The sequence below is a fragment of the Candidatus Dormiibacterota bacterium genome, from assembly GCA_035635555.1.
Taxonomy (GTDB): Bacteria; Acidobacteriota; Polarisedimenticolia; order Gp22-AA2; family Gp22-AA2; genus Gp22-AA3.
Window position 1 is genome coordinate 16,892 of the sequence record DASQAT010000021.1, and the last position, 19,743, is coordinate 36,634.

General features: G+C 70.0%; 12 protein-coding genes. 6 read left to right on the forward strand and 6 right to left on the reverse strand.

Features of this window, described 5'->3' with window-relative positions:
- Nucleotides 1–109 precede the first annotated feature (109 nt).
- Nucleotides 110–4,870: a hypothetical protein gene (locus VEW47_05515; protein ID HYS04634.1), complete on the forward strand. Its 4,761-nt coding sequence runs from the start codon at nucleotides 110–112 to the stop codon at nucleotides 4,868–4,870.
- An 80-nt stretch (nucleotides 4,871–4,950) separates the two neighbouring features.
- Here the strand turns inward: VEW47_05515 and VEW47_05520 are convergent, their stop codons facing one another.
- From VEW47_05520 to VEW47_05530, 3 genes are all read right to left on the reverse strand, one after another.
- Nucleotides 4,951–5,934: a pyridoxal-phosphate dependent enzyme gene (locus tag VEW47_05520; GenBank protein ID HYS04635.1), complete on the reverse strand. Its 984-nt coding sequence runs from the start codon at nucleotides 5,932–5,934 to the stop codon at nucleotides 4,951–4,953.
- A gap of 47 nt (nucleotides 5,935–5,981) precedes the next feature.
- Complete coding sequence (locus VEW47_05525; protein HYS04636.1) at nucleotides 5,982–6,467, reverse strand: RidA family protein; 486 nt, start codon at nucleotides 6,465–6,467, stop codon at nucleotides 5,982–5,984.
- Between the two features lie 232 nt (nucleotides 6,468–6,699).
- A complete protein-coding gene (locus VEW47_05530; protein HYS04637.1) occupies nucleotides 6,700–8,613 on the reverse strand; it encodes a M2 family metallopeptidase in 1,914 nt (637 codons plus the stop codon).
- A 275-nt stretch (nucleotides 8,614–8,888) separates the two neighbouring features.
- On the opposite strand from VEW47_05530, the gene VEW47_05535 reads away from it, so the two are divergent.
- From VEW47_05535 to VEW47_05550, 4 genes are all read left to right on the forward strand, one after another.
- Nucleotides 8,889–9,818 carry a TRAP transporter TatT component family protein gene (locus tag VEW47_05535; GenBank protein HYS04638.1) on the forward strand — a complete coding sequence of 310 codons (930 nt, stop codon included), beginning with the start codon at nucleotides 8,889–8,891 and terminating at the stop codon, nucleotides 9,816–9,818.
- A 9-nt stretch (nucleotides 9,819–9,827) separates the two neighbouring features.
- Nucleotides 9,828–10,925: a TRAP transporter substrate-binding protein DctP gene (dctP, locus tag VEW47_05540; protein HYS04639.1), complete on the forward strand. Its 1,098-nt coding sequence runs from the start codon at nucleotides 9,828–9,830 to the stop codon at nucleotides 10,923–10,925.
- On the forward strand, nucleotides 10,922–12,784 hold the full coding sequence (locus VEW47_05545; protein HYS04640.1) for a TRAP transporter large permease subunit: 1,863 nt from the start codon (nucleotides 10,922–10,924) through the stop codon (nucleotides 12,782–12,784). The genes dctP and VEW47_05545 overlap by 4 nt, the downstream gene beginning before the upstream one ends.
- 149 nt (nucleotides 12,785–12,933) lie before the next feature.
- Entirely contained in the window at nucleotides 12,934–15,282 is a 2,349-nt protein-coding gene (locus VEW47_05550) for a MopE-related protein (GenBank protein ID HYS04641.1), read from the forward strand.
- A gap of 22 nt (nucleotides 15,283–15,304) precedes the next feature.
- Here the strand turns inward: VEW47_05550 and VEW47_05555 are convergent, their stop codons facing one another.
- The 3 genes from VEW47_05555 to VEW47_05565 form a co-directional block, all read right to left on the reverse strand.
- Nucleotides 15,305–15,583 carry a hypothetical protein gene (locus VEW47_05555; GenBank protein ID HYS04642.1) on the reverse strand — a complete coding sequence of 93 codons (279 nt, stop codon included), beginning with the start codon at nucleotides 15,581–15,583 and terminating at the stop codon, nucleotides 15,305–15,307.
- Between the two features lie 82 nt (nucleotides 15,584–15,665).
- Nucleotides 15,666–18,437, reverse strand: coding sequence for a DUF349 domain-containing protein (locus VEW47_05560; GenBank protein ID HYS04643.1), 2,772 nt, complete (start codon nucleotides 18,435–18,437; stop codon nucleotides 15,666–15,668).
- Between the two features lie 80 nt (nucleotides 18,438–18,517).
- Nucleotides 18,518–18,973, reverse strand: coding sequence for a YbhB/YbcL family Raf kinase inhibitor-like protein (locus tag VEW47_05565; GenBank protein HYS04644.1), 456 nt, complete (start codon nucleotides 18,971–18,973; stop codon nucleotides 18,518–18,520).
- An 85-nt stretch (nucleotides 18,974–19,058) separates the two neighbouring features.
- Between VEW47_05565 and VEW47_05570 the strand changes: the two genes are divergently transcribed.
- Nucleotides 19,059–19,736, forward strand: a complete 678-nt coding sequence (locus VEW47_05570) for a hypothetical protein (protein ID HYS04645.1) — start codon at nucleotides 19,059–19,061, stop codon at nucleotides 19,734–19,736.
- Nucleotides 19,737–19,743: the final 7 nt, after the last annotated feature.

The following is a 19,743-nucleotide window of genomic DNA, read 5'->3' on the forward strand; positions in this document are numbered from 1 at the left end:
GAACTCTGTGGCCGGAGTCATGTCTCAGAGATCGACGAAGCGGTCTTTGCCGTTTCCTTTCTTTGACTTGCGAGGACCCGGAACCTAAGTTCGGGTCGGGAGACCTGACATGTCACCATCGAAGGGCTGGCGGATTCCGGGCGCGGCGCTCTTCCTTTTCTGTTTTCTCCTCGGGCTGGGCGTGGTCTCCGCGCCGGCACGGGCGAGCGAGCCGGAAAGCCAGACGGAGAACGACCGGCTGCCGCGGCTGCAGAACACCGGCGTCCTCATCCCGTGGAGCGACTTCAAGAAGATCCTGGACGAGATCCGCGCCGCACACCCGCAGCCGACCCCTGCGCCGCCACCCGTCGATTTCGCCCTGACCGCCTGCCAGGCGAGCGTCGTGGTCGGGGGGGACGAGACGCGCGCGCAGGTCCGGCTGGAGTTCGGCGTGCAGGTGCTGAACCGCGACGCCTGGGTGGAGGTGCCGGTCCTCGGCGAGGGGGTGGCGCTGTCGCGCTTCGATCTCGACGGCCGCCCCGCCAGCGCCTACAGCGAGGACGGCGAGCAGAAGGTCGCGCTGCGCGGCGAGGGGCGGCACACGCTGGTCCTGGAGTATCTGACGCAGACCGCGGACAACCGCGGCTCGCGCTCGCTCTCCCTGCGGTTCCCGCAGGCGCCGGTCGTGGCTCTCGATCTCGTCATTCCGCGACCCGGCATGGAGGTCGAGCTGCCCGGGGCGGTGGTCCGGGCCATCGAGCGATCCGGCGGTCAGACGCGGGTGCGCGGCGCCTATCAGCGGGCCGGCGATGCGTCGGTGACCTGGTCGAAGCAGGTGGAGCTGGGGGAAAAAGAGACCAAGGTCACGGGCGAGACGCGCACCCTACTGTCCATCGGGGAAGGAATGATGCGCGGCACCGCCATCGCCGCCTACACGATCCACGGGCGCGGCGTGGACGCGTTCCGCGTGGCGCTGCCGGCCGGGATCACGGTGCTCGACGTCACGGCCCAGGGGATGAAGGACTGGTCGGTCGTGGAGGAGAAGGCCGGGCGCGTCCTTCTTGTGCGGCTGAACTACGTAGCGCAGGGGAGCTACGAGCTGCAGGCGACCTTCGAGCAGGAGATCAAGGACGCCGACGCGAAGGGCACGACCGGAACCGCGGGCGCCGACGGTGTATCGGAGGTCAGAGCACCGGATCTGGCGCTCCTCGATGTCCTGCGCGACAAGGGGTTCATCGCGGTCGCCGCGGCGACCAATGTGGAGATCACTCCCTCGGCCGATCTGAAGAACGCCACTCCGGTCGATCCGGCGGAGCTCCCGGCGGACATCGCCTCGCTCCAGGGGCAGCCGGTGCTGTACGCCTTCAAGTACCTGGCGCACCCGGTCGGGATCGGGCTTCGGATCGTGAAGCACGAGGACCTGGCGGTGAAGCGGACGATCGTGGAGTCGGCGCGGCTGTACACCTACGAGAGTCCCGAGGGGCACCTGATCACGTCCGCGCGCTTCAGAGTCAAGAACAACCGCAAGCAGTATCTCGAGATGGTCCTGCCGGACGGGGCCGAGACATGGGGGGCCTACCTCGAGGACCGGCCGGTGAAGGCGGCGCGCAACGCGGCGGGCCGCGTTCTGGTCCCTCTCAAGAAGACCGCGGCCGACGCGGCGGGGGAGCTGGCGCCGTTCGACGTCGAGCTGGTCTACTACCAGCCGCGCACGGCGGGGTTCTGGGGGCGGCACCGCTTCCTGGCGCCGGCGATCGACGTGGACGCGATGGAGGTCGAGTGGCATTTCTTCCTGCCGCGCGACCGGCGCTACGGCGCGTTCGGCGGCAACCTCCACGCCGACCAGCCGCTCAACCGGATCGTCTATCTCTCCGGTGGCGCCTACAACCTGGCGTCGCGAGGGGATCTCAACGCGCTGACGGTCGGCGCGGAGTTCGGCCCGGGGAAGAAGAAGGGGGCGCCCCAGGACCAGGAGATGCTGGACCAGCTGCGCTCGCTCGGGTACATCGGCGGCGGGCCGCCGGGCGAGGCGGGAGCCGCGGACAAGGATGAGGCGGCGCGCGGACGGATTGCCGGCGAGATGAACCGGCGCGATCGTCTCGAGAACGACCTTAAGGAGTTGTCGAAGGCGGCCCCGCCGGTCGTGGAGTCGCCGGTGATCTCTCCCGGAGTCGCCGGCTACCAGATGCAGGCGAACCAGGTGTCCAACTTTGCCGTGAGCGGCGGCGTGGCGCAGCGAGGGGGGAGCGTGGCGCGCGGTGTCCTGCCGGTGCGCTTCAGCATCCCGACCGACGGCCTGCGTCTGTCGTTCAGCGGGCGCCTCCTGACCTCCGGCGAACGGGCGCGCGTGTCCCTCTCCGGCTGGCCTCTGGCGTGGACCTTCTCTCCAGCCGGGATCTTCCTGATGGCCTTCCTTCTGACTCTGACGATCCTCCGGCTGCGGGCGGGCCCGGCGTGCCCCGGTCCGCGGCCTTCCGATCGCGGCGGTGCGGCCGCCACGATCGCGGCGTCGGCCGGTCTCTTCCTCCTCTTCATCCTGAATCCCGACGGCCGGATCGCCTTCGGCTGCGGGATGACGGCGGCGCTTCTCGGGTTCTTCGCCACGAGAGTCTGGTCGGCGCGGCGGCTGGTGCTCGGACTCCTCCTGGTCGTCCCGGTCGTGGGGACCGGATTCCTCGTCGCCGGGCCGGCGCCGGCCTTCGCGGCCACGGCGGAGGCGGCGCGGCGCTCGCTGCCCGATCTGCACGAAACGAAGATCACGCTGTCCTGGCAGGACTTCAAGGCGCTGGTCGAGACGACCTACGTGCCGCCTCCTCCGGAGCCCGAGCCGCCTGCCGAGGCGGTGCTGCGATCGGCGGAGTACACCGGCCGGCTGGAACCGGGTGTCCTGACGCTCGACGGCACGCTCGCGCTCGACGTCCTCAAGAAGGGGTGGATCCGCCTGCCGCTCGCGTACGACGGGACGATCGTCTCGTTCCAGGGACAGGGGGCCATCCTGCATCGCAACGGATCGCTCCTGGAGATCCTCGCGAAGGGGCCGGCGTCGCTGACGCTGAGGCTGGCCCTGGCGTTCCCGGCGCCGGGCAACCCGGGGGAGAACCGAATCGCCGCGCGTCTGCCGGAAACGCCCCGCAACCTCCTGAACCTGGGGGCCGCGCCGATGTTCCACGATCTCCAGATCGAAGGAGGGCTGGCCTACGGGCCGCGTCAGGGGAGGCTGTACGTAGCGCTGCCGCAGAACGCATTCACGCTGAAGTACACCCTGCCGTTCCGCCGCGCCGAGGAGAGGGCCGGCGAAGAGGTGAAGCTCGAGCCGCGCGTCCAGGTGGCCGGCTATCAGCTGCTGCACCTGGGGGACGGAGTCGTGAGCGGGGTCCTGGTGCACGACTACACGGTGCGGGTGGCGAAGGTGGACCACTTCGACCTCGACCTGCCGGAGGGAGTCGTGGTGTTCGAGGCCACCGCCCCGGGTCTGGAGAGCTGGAAGATCCTGAAGCACGAGGGGCGGAGTCTCCTGCGCGTCAAGCTCCTCGCACCTCTCGATGGCCGGGTGCGGGTCGTGGTCCAGTTCGAAGGGGCGTACGACGTCAAGGCGGGTCGCCTGCCGGTGCCGCGCTTCGCCCCCCTTGCGGTCGAGCGCGAGTCTGGCTTCGTCGCCGTCGCCGCCGACGGGGCGGAGGTGGAGCTCGAGCTGAAGGGGCGGTTGCTGCCGGCCGACGTGAGCGAGATCCCGCCCGACGTCGTCGCCTACGGCGGGAACCTGATCAGCGCCTGCAAGTATTCCGAGGCGCCTGAGCAGGCGCTGGTGAAGATCGCCGAGCACGAGGACGCGCCGGTCCTGACCGCCATCATCGAGTCGCTGAACGCCACCGCCGTCCTCCTGGACAACGGCACCGAGGCGACCTGGATCGATCTCTCGATCAAGAACAACCGCAAGCAGTTCCTCGGCCTGACCCTGCCGGGGGAGGAGGTGGAGATCTGGTCGCTCCTGCTCGACGGCCAGCCGGCCAAGCCGAAGCAGACCGGGAGAACCGTGCTGGTCCCCCTGCCGCGCGGGGACGGCGAGGTCGCATCGAGGGTGTCGCTCGTCCTCCTGCGCAAGGGGCCGGAGGTCACGATGCTCGGCCGCATCGAGCCGCGCCTGCCACGCTTCGACGTGCCGGTGTCGGAAGCGCTGTGGACCGTCTACCTGCCGGACGGCAGGAAGTATGTCGTGACCGGCGATCGCTTCAAGCCGGTGGTGCAGACCGCCCCACTGCTTGCGGCCGCGAAGCCGGCGCCTTCGTTCGGGTTTCTGGCGCGAAGCGCGCCGCAGCGGGCGGACAACATGAAGCTGGACGAGGAGAGCATGCGCCAGGTGGAATCCAAGGTCGCGGCGCAGTCCGAAGCGGCGGCAGCGGGCGGCGAGTACGGCGGCATCGCCTCCGACGCGGCGGCGCGGGCGCAGGTCGAGCAGGAAGCGCGCGTGGCGCAGCAGCTCAGACAGAAGGCGGGATCGCGCAAGGGATCGCTGCCGGTGCACATCGCCATCCCCGGCGGGGTCGGCGCGCTGCCGCGCGTCACCGTGAGCCGGATGCTCCTGGTCGGGCGGGACGACAACAGCTTTTCTATCCGCGCCTACCCGGCGTGGCTCGGCAGCCTGATCGGGCTGCTGCAGCCGGGCCTGATCCTCGGTTCGGGGCTTCTGTTCGGACTGCTCCTGGCGGGCGTCGTCGGCCGGCGGCTGCTGGTGCGTGCCGCGGTCCCGGCGGCGCTCCTGGCGATTCTTCCCCTGGGCGGCCTGGGCGCTCCGGCGGCGCTCCTGCTCGTGGCCCTCGTCGCCGCCATGACCTGGGCCGCCGTCTTCGCGTATCGCCGCCTGCAGCAGCGTCTCACGCCCGCAACTCCGTAAGACGGGGTCTCGGGCTTCAACCCGCTCGTCGTGATGCGCGGCGACTGAAGCCGCGTGCCGAAGCCGGCCCGCGCGCGCGATCAGGCCGCCGGCGTCTTCTCGCTGACCCCGATCAGCTCCGCGAACTTGCCGAGGTCGATATTGCCGCCGGAGACGATGGCGACGATCGGCCCCCGCCCGGCTTTCCCGGTCAGCGCGGCCGCGAGAGGCAGGGCGCCGGCTCCTTCGGAGATGACCCGCGTCTTCTCGGCCATCAGGCGCATGGCGCGGCGCGTCTGCTCGAGGCTGACCACGATGGAGCCGTCGACGAGCGACGACATCCGCCGCCACATGCGCGGGAACAGGCTCTTGCCGCCGGCGCCGTCGACGAACGAGGCCTTCCAGGCCTCGAACACCTGGGGGGAGCCGGCCGCGAACGACGCGGCCGCGGGGGCGGCGGTCTCCGGTTCGGCGCCCCAGACCCGGACCTCCGGTTTGAGCGCCTTGACGGCGCTGGCGACGCCGGTGATGAGCCCGCCGCCGCCGATCGCGGCGATCACCGCCGCCGTGTCGGGAGCGTCCTCCAGGATCTCGAGGCCCATGGTCGCGTGCCCTGCGATGAAATCGTGATCGTCGAAGGGATGCACGAAGGTCCCTTCGACTTCGGGGTAGGACCGCTCGTCGAGCGCCTTCCATGCGACATCGAACGGCACCAGGACGAGGCGCGCGCCGAGCGCCTTCATCCGCTCGATCTTCGCGGCGGGAGCGGTCTCGATGGCGACGACCGTGCACGGCACGCCGGCCTGCCGCGCCGCATAGGCGACCCCCTGCCCCGCGTTGCCGGCGCTGATGGTCCAGACCCCCTTCCTACGCTCGGACTCCGGGAGCATCGCCACGGCGTTGGCCGCGCCGCGCAGCTTGTAGGCGTTAATCGGCTGGAGATTCTCGAGCTTCAGCCGGATGTCGGGTTGTCCTTCCCCCAGCTCGAGGCGAAGAAGTGGAGTGCGGACGATCGTCCTGGCGATGCGCTCGCGCGCCCGGCGGATCTCGTCGAGCGTGATGGGGCGGACTTCAGGGATCGGCATGTCGGGCTCCCGCGTTCGCTCGTGCGTCCCTCATTCTACCTCGTGCGTCACGGCCGGATCTCGACCTCCCCCTCGATCTCGACCGGGAAGTCGAAGGGGAGCTCGGCCATGCCGACGGCGCTGCGCGCATGGCTTCCGACTTCGGGGCCGAACAGCTCGAGGATGAGATCCGAGAAACCGTTGATGACGCTCGGCTGCCGGTTGAATCCGGGCGCCGAGTTCACCATGCCGAACACGCGCTGCCAGTGGGCGACCCGATCGAGGTCGCCGAGGGCGCGCTTGAGGCTGCCGAGCATCGACAAGGCGGTGAGCCGGGCCGCGGCGTATCCCTGCTCGACCGTGAGGTCCAGGCCGAGCTTTCCGAGCGGCTCGGCGATCGAGCCGTCGGCGTTCTGCGGGCCGTGACCGGAGAGGAACGCGCGCGAGTCGACGATCCTGACGAACTGGAAGGGCAGGACGACTCCGGGCGGGACCTTGAAGGGCGCCGGAAGCACGAGCCCGAGCCGGGTGAGCCGGTCTTCGATTCGAGGCATGGGGTGCTCCCGGGTCAGGAACGGAAGAAGTAAAGCAGGACTCGGTGCTGCGTGTCCAGCCGGTGTCGCGCGGCTTCAACCGCGACTGCTCGCGGAGCGAGGGCTCCAACATCATTCCCACCTCTCCCAGGTGGATGCCTAGAGCGTGGGCTTTGTCAGGCGTGCCTGGCTCCGGGCGCTCGTGCGGACAGCTGCCGGCCCTTGGCGCAAGGACTAGCGGGCCCGATGGCTTTCAGACCCCGACTTTCTTCCCCCGATTCTGCTCGTCCAGCCATTTCTTGAGCGGCGCGAAGTAGTCGAGGATGGCGCCCGCGTCCATCTGCCTCTCGCCCGTGAGGGCGTAGAGCTCCTCGGGCCAGGGACGGCTCTGCCCCATCTCCAGCATCGCCTGGAGCTTCCTGCCCGCCGCCTTGTTGTCGTAGATCGAGCACTGGTCGAGCGGCCCGGTGAAGCCGGCCTCGCGGCACAGCGCCCGGTGGAACTGGAACTGCAGGATGTGGGCCAGGAAGTAACGGGTGTATGACACGTTCGCCGGGACGTGGTACTTGGCGCCGGGATCGAAATCGGCCTCGCTGCGGGGAACGGCGGGCGCGACCCCCTGGTACTTGAGACGCAGGTCCCACCAGGCCTTGTTGTACCCCGCCGGCGTGACCTCGCCCGAGAAGACCTTCCAGCGCCACTGGTCGACGAGGAGACCGAACGGCAGGAAGGCGATCTTGTCGAGGGCCATCTTCATGAGGAAGCCGAGGTCGCCGCCCGGCGCGGGATCCTTGTCGAGCAGGCCGATGCGCTTGAGATAGGCGGGCGTGATCGACAGGGCGATCGTGTCGCCGATCGCCTCGTGGAAGGCGCCGTTGGCGCCGGCCCGGAACATCCCGGGCTGGCGGTTGTAGGCGCGCTGGTAGAAGTTGTGCCCCAGCTCGTGGTGGATGGTGCGGAAGTCCTCGTCGTTGATCTCGATGCACATCTTGACGCGCAGGTCCTGCCCGGCGTCGATGTCCCAGGCGCTCGCGTGGCAGACGACGTCGCGGTCGGCCGGCTTCTTGAAGAGCGAGCGCTCCCAGAAGGTCGGCGGGAGGGAGGCGAAGCCGAGCGAGGTGAAGAAGCCCTCGCCGTAGCGCACCATCTGCAGCTCGTCCACCTTCCGGGCGCGCAGGAGCTCGGTCAGGTCGTAGCCGGGATCGCCTCCCGGCGGGGCGACGAGCGGGTAGATGTTCCCCCACTGCTGCGCCCAGATGTTGCCGAGCAGATGGGCGGGGATCGGGCCGTCCGGCGGCACGAGCGCGGGGCCGTACCGCTTGACGAGCTGCGAGCGCACGTACGCGTGCAGCGACCAGTAGAGGGGGGCGACCTGCGTCCACAGCCGCTCGACCTCGGCGGCGAAGGCGTCGGGGGGCATGTCGTAGTTCGAGCGCCACATCGCGCCGAGGTCCTTGAAGCCCATCTCGTGCGCTCCCTTGTCGGCGAGCTGGACGAAGCGCTCGTACTTGGGGCGCATCGGCGGCGAGACCGTGTGCCAGCCGCGCCAGACGTCGAGGAGCTGCCGGGAGTCGCGGCTCTCCGCCATGATCCGCGTGATGTCGTTGATGTCCAGACAGCCGGGACCGGCGGCGCCGCCCGGCTGTCCGGGGGAACCGGTCCCGGGCGGGCAGTACTTCCCTTTGCCATAGGTGCTCTCGAGCCAGGCGCTGATATCGGTCAGCTCGGTCTGGTCGGCCGGGTTGTTCGGAGCCGGCAGCTCGACCGCCAGCCTGAGCAGGTCGAACTTGCGCCGCACGTCGTCGGGAAGCTTCACTCCGTCGAAGCGCTTCGCCTTGATGGCTTCGGACGTGACTGCGGCGATGAGGTCCTTCTTGGCCTCCGCAGCGATCTGCTCGGTGTCCTGCGTGATGAAGTTCTGCTGCACCCAGTCGGAGCGGTCGCTCCTGACGCTCAGCTCGAGGAGGCGCTTCTCGACGTCTTCGATGAACGTCTTCGCCTCGACGGCGGTCGCCTGCCGTCCGGCGGGCGGCGGCGCGCCGGGCCTGCCCGCGGGTTTCGGCGGCGTCGCGGCCTTGGGGCCGGGAGCGGCGCCGGTCGCGAGGACGAGACAGACCGCGAGGGCGGGGAGTGTGATGGGCGAGCGCCGGGGGGAGTGCTCGGTCATGGGCACCTCGTAAGGGGAGAATCGGGTCCTGGTGTCGCGAACGACGGACGTTAATCCGGCCGCGGGCGCGGCGTCAAGGAGGTGCGTCCGGGCGCGGCGGCCTCCCAGGATTGACCCGGAAGGGTCCGATCGCATATACGCTAGGGCCGGCGCCACGGGACAATGACCCGGAAGGGGTGAGGCGCCAGTCGGATCATCGAGGTGGCCATGACCGGCGTCATCCGCGACGAACGGATGCGGCAGCACGGCACCGCCATCTTTTCCCCGGGGAGGTCGTGAACCGCGACCTGTCCGGCTGGTTCCGAGCGCTCGTCGCCTCGTGTGGTCTGACCGTGCTGGCGCTCCCCGGCTGCTCGATCAAGAGGTTCGCGATCAACCGGCTGGGGGACGCGCTCGCCGAGAGCGGCGCGACCTACGCCTCGGACAACGATCCCCAGCTCGTTCGCGACGCCCTGCCGTTCGCCCTCAAGCTCGTCGAGAGTCTCCTGGAGCAGAGCCCCCGGCACCGGGGGCTCCTGCTGGCCGCGGCGGGCGGCTTCACCCAGTACGCGTTCGCCTTCGTGGAGCAGGACGCCGACGAGACGCAGGACCACGACGTGGCGGCGTCCGCGACGCTGCGCGTCCGCGCGCGGCGGCTCCTGTTGCGGGCGCGGGACTACGGTCTGCGCGGCCTGGAGACCGAGCACGAGGATTTCGCGCGGCGCCTGCACGCCGATCGGGCCGCGGCGCTGCGCGACGCTTCCGTCGACGATGTCCCGTTCCTGTACTGGACGGCGGCCGCCTGGGGGGCGGCGGTCGCGGCCGGCAAGGACGACCCCGACCTGCTCGCCGACCTGCCGCTGGTGGAGGGGCTCATCCGGCGGGCGCTGGAGCTGAAGCCCGATTTCGATCATGGCGCGATCCACGAGTTCCTCATCTCCTATGAGGGAGGACGCACCGAGGCGATGGGCGGCTCGATCGAGCGGGCCAGACTCCACTTCGAGCAGGCGATGCGGCTGTCGGAGGGGAAGCGGGCGCAGCCGCTCCTGTTGCTGGCGGAAACGGTGGCGGTGCGGCTTCAGGATCGGAAGGAGTTCGAGGCGCTCCTGAGGCGCGCACTCGAGATCGATCCGGACGTCCGTCCGGAGTGGCGTCTCGCGAATCTGGTCGCCCAGCGCCGGGCGCGCTGGCTGCTGTCGCGGGCCGACCTCCTGTTCGCGGAGTAGGAGCGCGGCATGACGAGGGACCTGGATCGATCGAGAGGCCCGCGGCCGGACCGGCCGCCGCCATGGCCCCGGCGCGCGGCGCCGGTCGTTCTCCTCTGCCTGGGCGCGCTCCTGGCGCGCGCGATCCCCGCCTCCGCGGCCCAGGACACGCTCATCGTCAAGCTGGGGACGTCCGCCCCCGAGGGTTCATCCTGGGACCAGATCTTCAAGGAGATGGGGGAGAAATGGAAACAGGCGACCGGCGGTACCGTGACCCTGCGGATCTATCCGGGGGGCGTCCTGGGGGATGAGCCGGATCTCGTGCGCAAGATGCGTGTCGGGCAGATCCAGGCGGCCGCTCTCACGGCGGCCGGTCTCTCCGGTATCGACGCGTCGGTGGCCGCCCTGCAGATCCCGATGATGTACCGCTCCTATGACGAGCTCGACTACGTGCGCGAGCATCTTCGGCCGGCGCTGGAGAAGAGGCTCCTCGAGAAGGATTTCGTGGTCCTGAACTGGGGGGACGCCGGCTGGGTGATGTTCTTCGCCAAGGAGCCGTTCGGGACACCCGACGACGTCAGGAAGATGAAGCTGTTCGTCTGGGCGGGGGATAACGACGCCGTCGATCTCTGGAAGACGGCGGAGTTCCACCCGGTGCCTCTGCCGTCGACCGAGATCCTGACCGGATTGCAGACCGGGCTCATCAACGCCTTCGATACGACACCGCTCCTGGCCCTTTCGTCGCAGTGGTTCGGGCTCGCGCCGCACATGCTGGATCTCAGATGGGCGCCGCTCGTGGGGGCGACCGTCATGACGAAGAAGGCGTGGGATCGGATCCCGAGCGGCGCCCGACCGGCCGTCCTGAAGGCGGCGGCGGAGGCGGGCGAGAGATTGAAGGGGGACATCCGCGCGGCGAACGACAAGGCGATCGCGGCGATGAAGGAGCACGGGCTTCGGGTGATATCCTCGACCCCCTCGATCGAGGCCGCCTGGCAGAAGACGGCCGAGGAGATCTACCCGAAGATCAGAGGGACGGTCGTCCCGCCGGCGGTGTTCGACGAGGCGAGGCGCCTGCGCGACGAGTACCGCGCCGCTCCCGGCAAGGGTGCTGTCGGGTCCGGCGGATGACCCACGAGATCCTCGCCGGCACCGGTGCGAGGCGCGTCGCCGACCGCCGCAGGGCGGGGTGGCGCACACTCTTCCACCGATCGGAAAGCATCGTCCTGGCGCTGGCGCTCGGCGCGATGGCCGTCGTGCCCCTCGCCGAGATCGTCCTGCGCACCGTCTTCCGCTTCGGCATTCCCGGCTCGGCGAGCCTCGTGCAGCACCTGACCCTCTGGGTCGGGATGCTGGGAGGGGCGGTGGCGGCGCGCGAGGATCGCCTCCTGGCGCTGTCCACCGGCTCGTCGCTCCTGAAGGGCCGGTGGAAGACGGCGGCGCGCGTCTTCAGCGGCTCCGTGGCCGCGTCGGTCGCCGCGGTCCTGTGCGCGGCGAGCGTGCAGTTCGTGCAGACGGAGAGGGCGGGCGGGGACGTGTTCGTGGGGCGTGTCCCGCTCTTCGTGGTCGAGCTCATCCTGCCGATCGGCTTCTTCGCCATCGCGTTCCGGCTGTGGCGCCACACCTCCTACACGCGGTCCGGGCGCGCCGTGGCCGCCCTCATCGTGGGGGCGGCGCTCTACCTCGTGGCCCGGCCGCCCATCGATCCCGATCACCTGGTCGTTCCCGCCTTCCTGGCCCTGCTGCTGGCGACGGCCCTGGGGGCGCCGGTGTTCACGGCGCTCGGCGGGGCCGCGATCATCCTGTTCTGGGGGGCGGGGGAGCCGATCGCCTCGATTCCCGTCGAGACGTACCGCCTGACCGTGTCGCCGACGCTCCCGACCATTCCGCTGTTCACCCTGGCCGGCTACTTCTTCGCCGAGGGAGGGGCCTCGAAGCGCCTGGTGCGCGTGTTCCGGGCGCTGGCGGGCTGGGTGCGAGGCGGTCCGGCGATCGCGACGGCCCTCGTGTGCGCCTTCTTCACGTCGTTCACCGGGGCGTCCGGCGTGACCATCCTGGCGCTGGGGGGCCTGCTGATGCCGGTCCTGGTGCAGTCGCGCTACTCGGAGAAGAGCTCGCTCGGGCTCCTGACCGCCTGCGGCTCGCTCGGTCTGCTGTTCCCGCCCAGCCTGCCGGTGATCCTGTACGGCATCGTCTCGCACACGCCGATCGACCGGCTTTTCCTGGGAGGATTCCTGCCGGGAATCCTGATGCTCCTGATCGTCGCCTGGTGGGGCGGCCGCGAAGGAGTGCGATCCGGCGTCGCGCCCCAGAGGTTCGACGCGGCCGAGGCCGGGCGCGCCCTGTGGGACGCGAAGTGGGAGCTGCTGCTCCCGGTGATCGTCCTGGCCGGCCTGTTCGGTGGGTTCGCCACCCTCGTCGAGGCGGCGGCCCTGACGGCGCTCTACGCATTCGTGGTCGAGACCTTCGTCTACCGCGACCTTGGCGTGAGGCGGGACGCCGCGCGCGTCATGTCCGAATGCGGCATCCTGGTCGGAGGCGTTCTTCTGATCCTGGGCGTCGCGCTCGGCTTCACCAACTATCTGATCGACGCCCAGGTGCCGGCCCGCGGCGTTCTCTGGGTCAAAACGACAATCAGCTCGCCGCTCGTCTTCCTGCTCCTCCTCAACCTGTTCCTCCTGGTCGTCGGCTGCCTGATGGACATTTTCTCCGCCATCGTGGTCGTCGCCCCCCTCATCGCCCCCATGGGAGAAGCGTTCCATATCGATCCGGTCCACCTCGGGATCATCTTCCTGGCCAACATGGAGCTCGGCTACCTGACCCCTCCGGTCGGCATGAACCTCTTCCTGTCCTCCTACCGCTTCCAGAAGCCGCTGATGGAGGTGTACCGGGCGGTCGTGCCGATGCTCCTCGTCCTGCTGTTCGGCGTTCTGATCATCACGTACGTTCCCGCCCTCACCACGCTGCTGCCGAGGTGGGCGGGGCGCTGAGACCACCCCGAAAACCCCCGGCGGCTGGCCCCTTTTCAGTCGTCTTGTCAAAAAAGCATTGACAGGCGGAGCCGCCCGCCGGATACTCGGGGGCAACATTGCGGGGACCCGGGCCGGCTTCGGCCCGAAGCGTGCGGGGGACAGCCGACTTGCGACACAAAGGGATTACCGTAGCACCGGTCGTGTGTGCCCTGGCCGGTGCGCTCTTCCTGGGGCTGCCCGAGGCGGGGGCCGCCAGCCTGAGCACCTACCCGGACGAGAGCGGTTTCCTCGCCGCCATCGGGACGCCGTTCAGGCTCGAGACGTGGGACGGCCTGCCCGCCGGGACGCGGGTCACGACCCAGGTGCCCGGCGTCGTCATCTCGTCGCCCAATTCTTCGAACCGGAACTACATCCCGATCCACGTCACCACGGCCACCGGCGCCAACTCGCCGCCGAACGTCCTCGCCGGGGGCAATGTGCGAAGCAGCAGCACGCCGCCGCAGATCATGGTCCTCGACGTGAGCACGATCGCCCGGGGCTTCTCGTTCTATCTCACCGACCAGGACCCGGCGGCGACCGGCGTGACGGTGAAGCTCGATCTGAAGGATGGCTCCAGCCCGACATTCAGCGTCAGCAATCCTCACACGAGTCAGAGCACCCCGATCTTCTTCGGCGTCACCTCGGACACACCGATCAACCGCGTCACCCTGACGGCGGGGTTCAAGCAGGGAGGGAAGGGTGGGTACGTGGCGTTCAGCATCGACAACCTGATGCTGGGCCTGTTCTGCGCAGGGGACGCGCAGGCCCCCGTGTGCACCGGCCAGCCGGCCTCACAGGGCGGCGCTCTGGTGATCAGCGGCCACGCGACCGACGACGGGGCGTGCGACACCGGCATCGCGAGCGTGGCGCTGGCGACCGGCGCCGTGAATGTCACCCTGACCCCCGACCCGGGCTTCACCCCCGGAGATCCTTCGCTGAGCTTCATCGCCTCGCCGACCGACCGCGCCCTGGACAGCCGGGGGACGGTCGTGGTCACCGACGAGGGAGGTCACACCTGCACCGTTCCAGTCTCCCTCCGGCCGGTGCCGGCGGGACCGACCATAGGCCTGGTGCTGTGCAGCGGCGACGGCTTTCTGTTCGAGGTCAGCAACGCCAATCCGACGCCGCCCGGGACCTCGGCCTGCAGCGCCGCCCTGCCCTCGGAATCCGACCCCGCCTTCCCGCCCGGGTACACTCCGTCGCCCGAGGAGGACCCATTCCCGTGCCGCGTCCTGACGATCGAGTCCCCCATCGCCGGTCTGACGGACATGACCTACAAGAAAGACGGCACCTTCGACCCGCGGCTGCGCCTGCTGTTCTCCCGCTCGGAGGACGGCGGCGTCTCGTTCCCGCCGTTCAGAGATGTCACCCAGTCGGTCGAGCCGATCCTGAACATCGATCCCGATCCGACGCGCGCCAAGGGTGCGGCGCAGTGGTCGCCGGTGAAGGTGGCCTGCGCCCTGCAGGGGACCGTCGACTGCTCGACGATCGATCCGGCGTTCGACTTCGACCAGGACGGATACCCGCTCTGTCCCGCGGTGGGCTCGGGGATCCTGGCCGACTGCAACGATCAGATCGCCACCATCCACCCGGGCGCCGTGGAGACCTGCAACGGCCTGGACGACGACTGCGACGGCCTCATCGATGAGGATGATCCGGGCGGCGGGGCGGCCTGTTCGGTCGCGGATCGAATGGGCGCCTGCGCGGCGGGGACCACGGTCTGCATCGACGGCCGGCTGGAGTGCCGGCAGACCGTCTTTCCAAGTCCCGAAATCTGCGACGGCATCGACAACGACTGCGACGGGACTACGGACGAAGGGCTGGGGACGACCTCCTGCGGAGTCGGCGCCTGTCGAGTGACCGTGCAGAACTGCGTCGGCGGGGTGGGCCATGTCTGCACTCCGAACGCTCCGAGCCCGGAGACCTGCGACGGTATCGACAATGACTGCGACGGGCTGATCGACGACAGCCTGTCACCCCTGACGTGCGGGGCCGGAGTCTGCGCCCGCACGGTCGCGAGCTGCATCGGGGGCGTGCCGCAGACGTGCGTGCCGGGCACGCCGGGCGTCGAGATCTGCGACGGCATCGACAACGACTGCGACGGCCTCACGGACGAGAGCTGGACCTTCGGCGGCTACCAGCAGCCGGTCGAGCAGGACGGCAGCGGGGCCTATCACCGCAGGCAGACGATTCCGTTCAAGTTCCAGCTCACCGACTGCGCCGGAAATCCCGTGCCTGGAGCGGTGGCGACGATCGAGGTCTTCTTCTACGCCAACGGTGTGGTGGGAACCAAGGTCAAGGACATCACCTCGTCCGGGCAGGCGAACACGGACAACCTGTACCGCTTCGACCCCTCCGGACACCAGTACATCTACAACCTCTCCACCTTGCCGCTGTCGATCAACACCACCTATCTGGTGCGCACGCGCATCAGCGACGGCACGACGCACGACGTCCTGATCTCCATCGTCAAGTAACCCGGGCGCCGACGCGCCGATATCAGTTGCCGCGCTGCCCTTTGGTGGGGCCGGTCATCGCCGGCCGATGACCGCGCGTGACCTCGTGCGGTCCTGCGGACGTGGTGTCGGCCCCCGCCACGTGCGACGGTCCCCCGTCGAGAATCTCGATCGTCTCGGCCTTGACGAGGGCCTGGATCGATTTCTGCTCGAGCGCCGAGTCCGGCACCTGCCCGCTCCTCCCCGGTCCGAGATGCAGCACCTTGCCACCGGAGAACGTGATCTTGAGCGGCTTGAAGGTCTTGTTGCGTATCGTCTTCACGGGTTCAGCTCCTCCGCACCGCCGGCCGCGAGTGACTCCCGCGGCGGGCGGCATTATGGCAGAACCGGGACGCTCCGGGTCCTCAGGCCCTGAAGCGCCTGCCGCCGGCCGCCGGCGCGCGCGAGGGGGCGGGGGCGTCGCGCTCGGTCCTGGGCATGAGGCGGCCGCAGGCGCGCTCGAAGCGATCGGTGAGGACGCGGCGCTCGTCTTCCGGGACGTAGCCGATCTTCTGCCAGGCCGCCTGGGCCTTGCGCACCTCTTCCGCGGCCGCGCGCTGTTTCGTCTCCTCGGCGACCCTGCCGCCGATGGTGTTCGAGGCGAGCGCCTCACGCCACATCGTCGCGAGGCGGGTGGCCGGCGACAGAGACTGATCCACGGCGGCCCCCGGTCCGGCGAGGAGACGCTCCAGCCGGGCGCACAGGTCCTCCATCCGCAGGCGGTTCGTCCCCGTGTCGAACGGCGTCCCTTTCACGGCGTCCGGGTGGGTCGCGATGAGCGTATCCAGGGCGCGGTTGAAGCGCTCCGTCAGCAGGGCGGCGTGCTCGCGCGGCAGGGGCGGGCTCTTCTGCCAGCGGGTCCAGGCGGAATCGATTCCGCTCACGAGGTCCCCGGCCGGCGGGGGACCGGACGGAGACGCCGCCGCGGCGTCGGCGGGAGCCGGAAGGAGCGCCTCGAGGTCGCGGCAGATCGCCTCGCGCGCCGCCGCAGCCAGCTCGCGTTCGATCTGGTCGCGTCTCTTGTAGCGCTCGAAGAACCGGTCGCAGGCGGCGCGGAAACGCTGCCAGACCGCCTCGGAGCGGTTGGGGCGCACCGGTCCGACCGCCTTCCAATCGATCTGCAGCTTCTTGATTTCGGCGGCGGTCGTCTTCCAGTCGGTCGAGTCCGCCAGGCTCTCGGCACGGGCGCACAGCGTCTCCCTCGCCTCGAGGTTCCTGGCCCACTCCTGCTTCCGGCGCACGCGATCCTCGTCGCGGCGCGTGAAGAACCGGTCGCAGGTGCTGCGGAAGCGCTCCCACAGCGCCTTCTCCTGGCCTCGTCCCGCCTGCCCAATGGTCTTCCATTCGGCCTGCAGCACCTTGATCGCCTCGGCCGACCCCGTCCAGTCGGTCGAATCGGCGAGACTCCCGGCTCTGTCGCACAGGGCGATTTTCTTCCCGGCGTTGGCGGCGTGCAGCGACTCCTGCCGTGCGCGCACCTGGTCGGCGGCGGCCTTGAAACGCTGCCAGAGGGCCTGCGATCGGTCGGGCTCCGCCTCGGCCGCGGTCTTCCAGCGCTCCAGGAGGTCCGGCAGGCGGCGCGCCGCGGAGTCGGCGTCCTCGATCTTGAGGAGATCCTCGGCGCGGGCGCACAGCTCTTCCTGCACGTTCGTGTTGGCCCAGCGCTTCCACTTCTCCCCCTCGCGCAGCTCCAGGGCCCGCGGAGCGAGGAGGGCGCGCGCCGCCTTGAGGCGATCGAGGATCCGATCGTGGTCCCGCCGGGACGGCACGGACGGCACGTCGTCCAGGGCCGCGCGCACCTCGCGCAGGATCGGCTCGGCCTTCTTCAAGGAGAGCGTCTCGCTCTCGAGCAGACGCTCGGCCCGCTCGCAGAGCCGCTGCAGCCGCTCGAGGTTGGCCGCCTTGTCCCGCGCCGCCTCCTGTCGCTTCTGCTCGCTGTCGCGGCGCGCCGCCTCCTCTTTCTCCTGATGCTGCGCCCGTTCGCGCTCCCGCACGAACGTCTCGTAGCGGCACTGGCACGCCTTGCGCGCCTCGTCGAATTGTCCTCCGAGGGCACGCGCCTCCGCCAGGACCTCGGCCTCGATCGCGTCGGCGGGCCGGGTGCTGTCGGGCGCCTCGATCCGGTTCCACTCCCAGCAGGCGTCGTCGAGCAGACGCGGCGCGTCGTCCCCCTGCGCGGCCTCCACCGCCGCGATCAGGGCCAGGCGGGGTGCGATGTGCCGCTCGCGGTGGACGCGCGCGTCCTCGTCGTGCCGCAGGCGCTCCTCGCGCGCCCCCAGGTTGCTTTTCAAGCGCTCGCGCCCCGCCAGGATCGCCGCCTGGAAGCGTTCGTCGAGATCGTCATCGACGCCGGGCACGAGGTCGGTCCAGGCGTCGTGGGCGGCGCCGAGGTGCTGGGCGAGCGACTCGCATTCCGCCGAGCGGGCGAACGACTCCGCCTCCTCGCACAAACGGAGCTGCCTGCGCCGGTCGGTCTTCGGGCGGACGGCCGGGCCGGCCGCCGGTTCCTGTCGATCGTGCAGGAGGGCGCGGGCACGGCGCACGACGGCGTGGCTCTTGCCGTGCCCGGCGACCTCGTTCAGGAAATCGGCGTCCGGCGCGGGGGACGAGGCGGCGCCCGCCGCCTCACCCGGAAGCGCGAAGCGCTCCGAGCCGGTCAGGTGCTCCAGGGCCGACAGGGCGGCGTCGTCGTGGGGGCTCTTCAGGGCGACGGCGCACAGCTCCTCCCGGATCGCCGCGGCCGCGGCCTGGTGATCGACCAGATGCTCGAGGGCGTCGAGTCGCACGACGGCGTGCCGGCCGTGCCGCGCGATGCTGCCGAGCGCCTTGAGATCGTGCAGGCGCAGCAGAGCCGCGCGGCTGACCGACTCGTGGACCCCCGAGCGCGCCACCTGGGCGATGAGTTTCGAGTCCTCGATGGCGGAGACGGCGGTGGCTCCGGCCGCCTGGTCCGTCCCCTCCAGGGCGAGGGACAGGAGCGCCGCGGAGGCCGCCTCCCGCACCGGACCGTCGGGGTCGGAGCGGCACAGTTCGGCGAGCAGGGACGGATCGACGAGCCGACGCACGGCGTCGCGTCTTACCCGGGGATCCGGGTCCTTCCAGCCGGGGTGCGGCCGGAGGCGCTCGAACAGTCCCATTCGTCCAGTCTCCGATGGCAGGGAATTGTACGCGCTTCGGCGCCCGGGACAACAGCGAGTTTTCGCCGCGGACCGCGGAGTCAGCGGCGGCTGCAGGTCCCCAGGAGCTCCGCCTCGGCCAGAATGTGCCCCCGCATCGCCCGGTCGAGGTCCTTCCGGGTGGTCGTGTCCGGGAGATCGAGCGTCACGTCCAGCGCGTACAGCCTGAAAAAATAGCGGTGCGTCCCGGACGGCGGGCAGGGACCGCCGTATCCCGCGCGCCGGAAGTCGTTCATCCCCTGCCGGGTACCATCCTGGAGCGCGGCTTTCTTCGGGAGGTTCGCCGGGAGCGAACCCACGCCGGCCGGGATGTTCCAGGCGACCCAGTGGATCCACGTCCCCACCGGGGCGTCCGGGTCGTCCGCGATCAGGGCGAGCGATCGGGTTCCCGGCGCAGTCCCCGTGAAGGAGAGCGGTGGTGAGATGTCCTTGCCGTCGCAGGTGTATTCGAGCGGGATCGGGGCGCCGTGGGCGTATGCCGGACTCTTGAGTTCCATCGTGGTTCCGATCCTACACGCAGCGAGGGCGCGCCGCGCCCAGGGACGGCCTCGCGGCGTCACCCTGGGGTAGAGTGTCGGCGCCGTGCAGACTCGAAGACTCGTGTGGGTCGGCCTCTTCGCCCTGGCGATGGCTTTCGTCGAGGCCGCGGTGGTGGTGTACCTGCGCCGCGTCCTCGGGGTCGTCGATCTGCTGCGCGACGTGGCGGTCTACGACCCCGCCATCGCCCTGACCGAGATCGGACGCGAGGCGGCCACACTCTTGATGCTGCTCACGGTGGGGTTCGCCACGGGGCGCTCGCTCCAGTCCCGCATCGGTTTCGCGCTGTTTGCGTTCGGCATCTGGGACATCCTGTATTACGTCTGGCTGAGGCTCCTCCTCGGCTGGCCGCGGTCGCTTCTGACTGAGGACGTGCTGTTCCTCATCCCGGTGCCCTGGTGGGGACCGGTCCTGGCGCCGGTCCTGATAGCACTCCTATCGACCGCGTTCGGCGCCGTTCTTGTGGCCCGCGACGAGACGGGACGCGCGGTGCGCCTCGGCGGGATCGGGTGGACGGCGCTTCTCGCCGGGATGACGATCGTCCTCTACACGTTCATGGCCGACGCGATCAGCGCTCTTCCGGCCAGCGCCGAGGAGCTCGGCCGGCTGAAGCCGACCTCCTTCCTCTGGGCGCCGTACGTCGCCGGTTTCACTGCGATGGTGTTCGCTCTGTGTCGCGCGGCCCGGCCGGCATCGCGCCGGGAATCCCCCTGCGGGAGCTGAGGAGAGG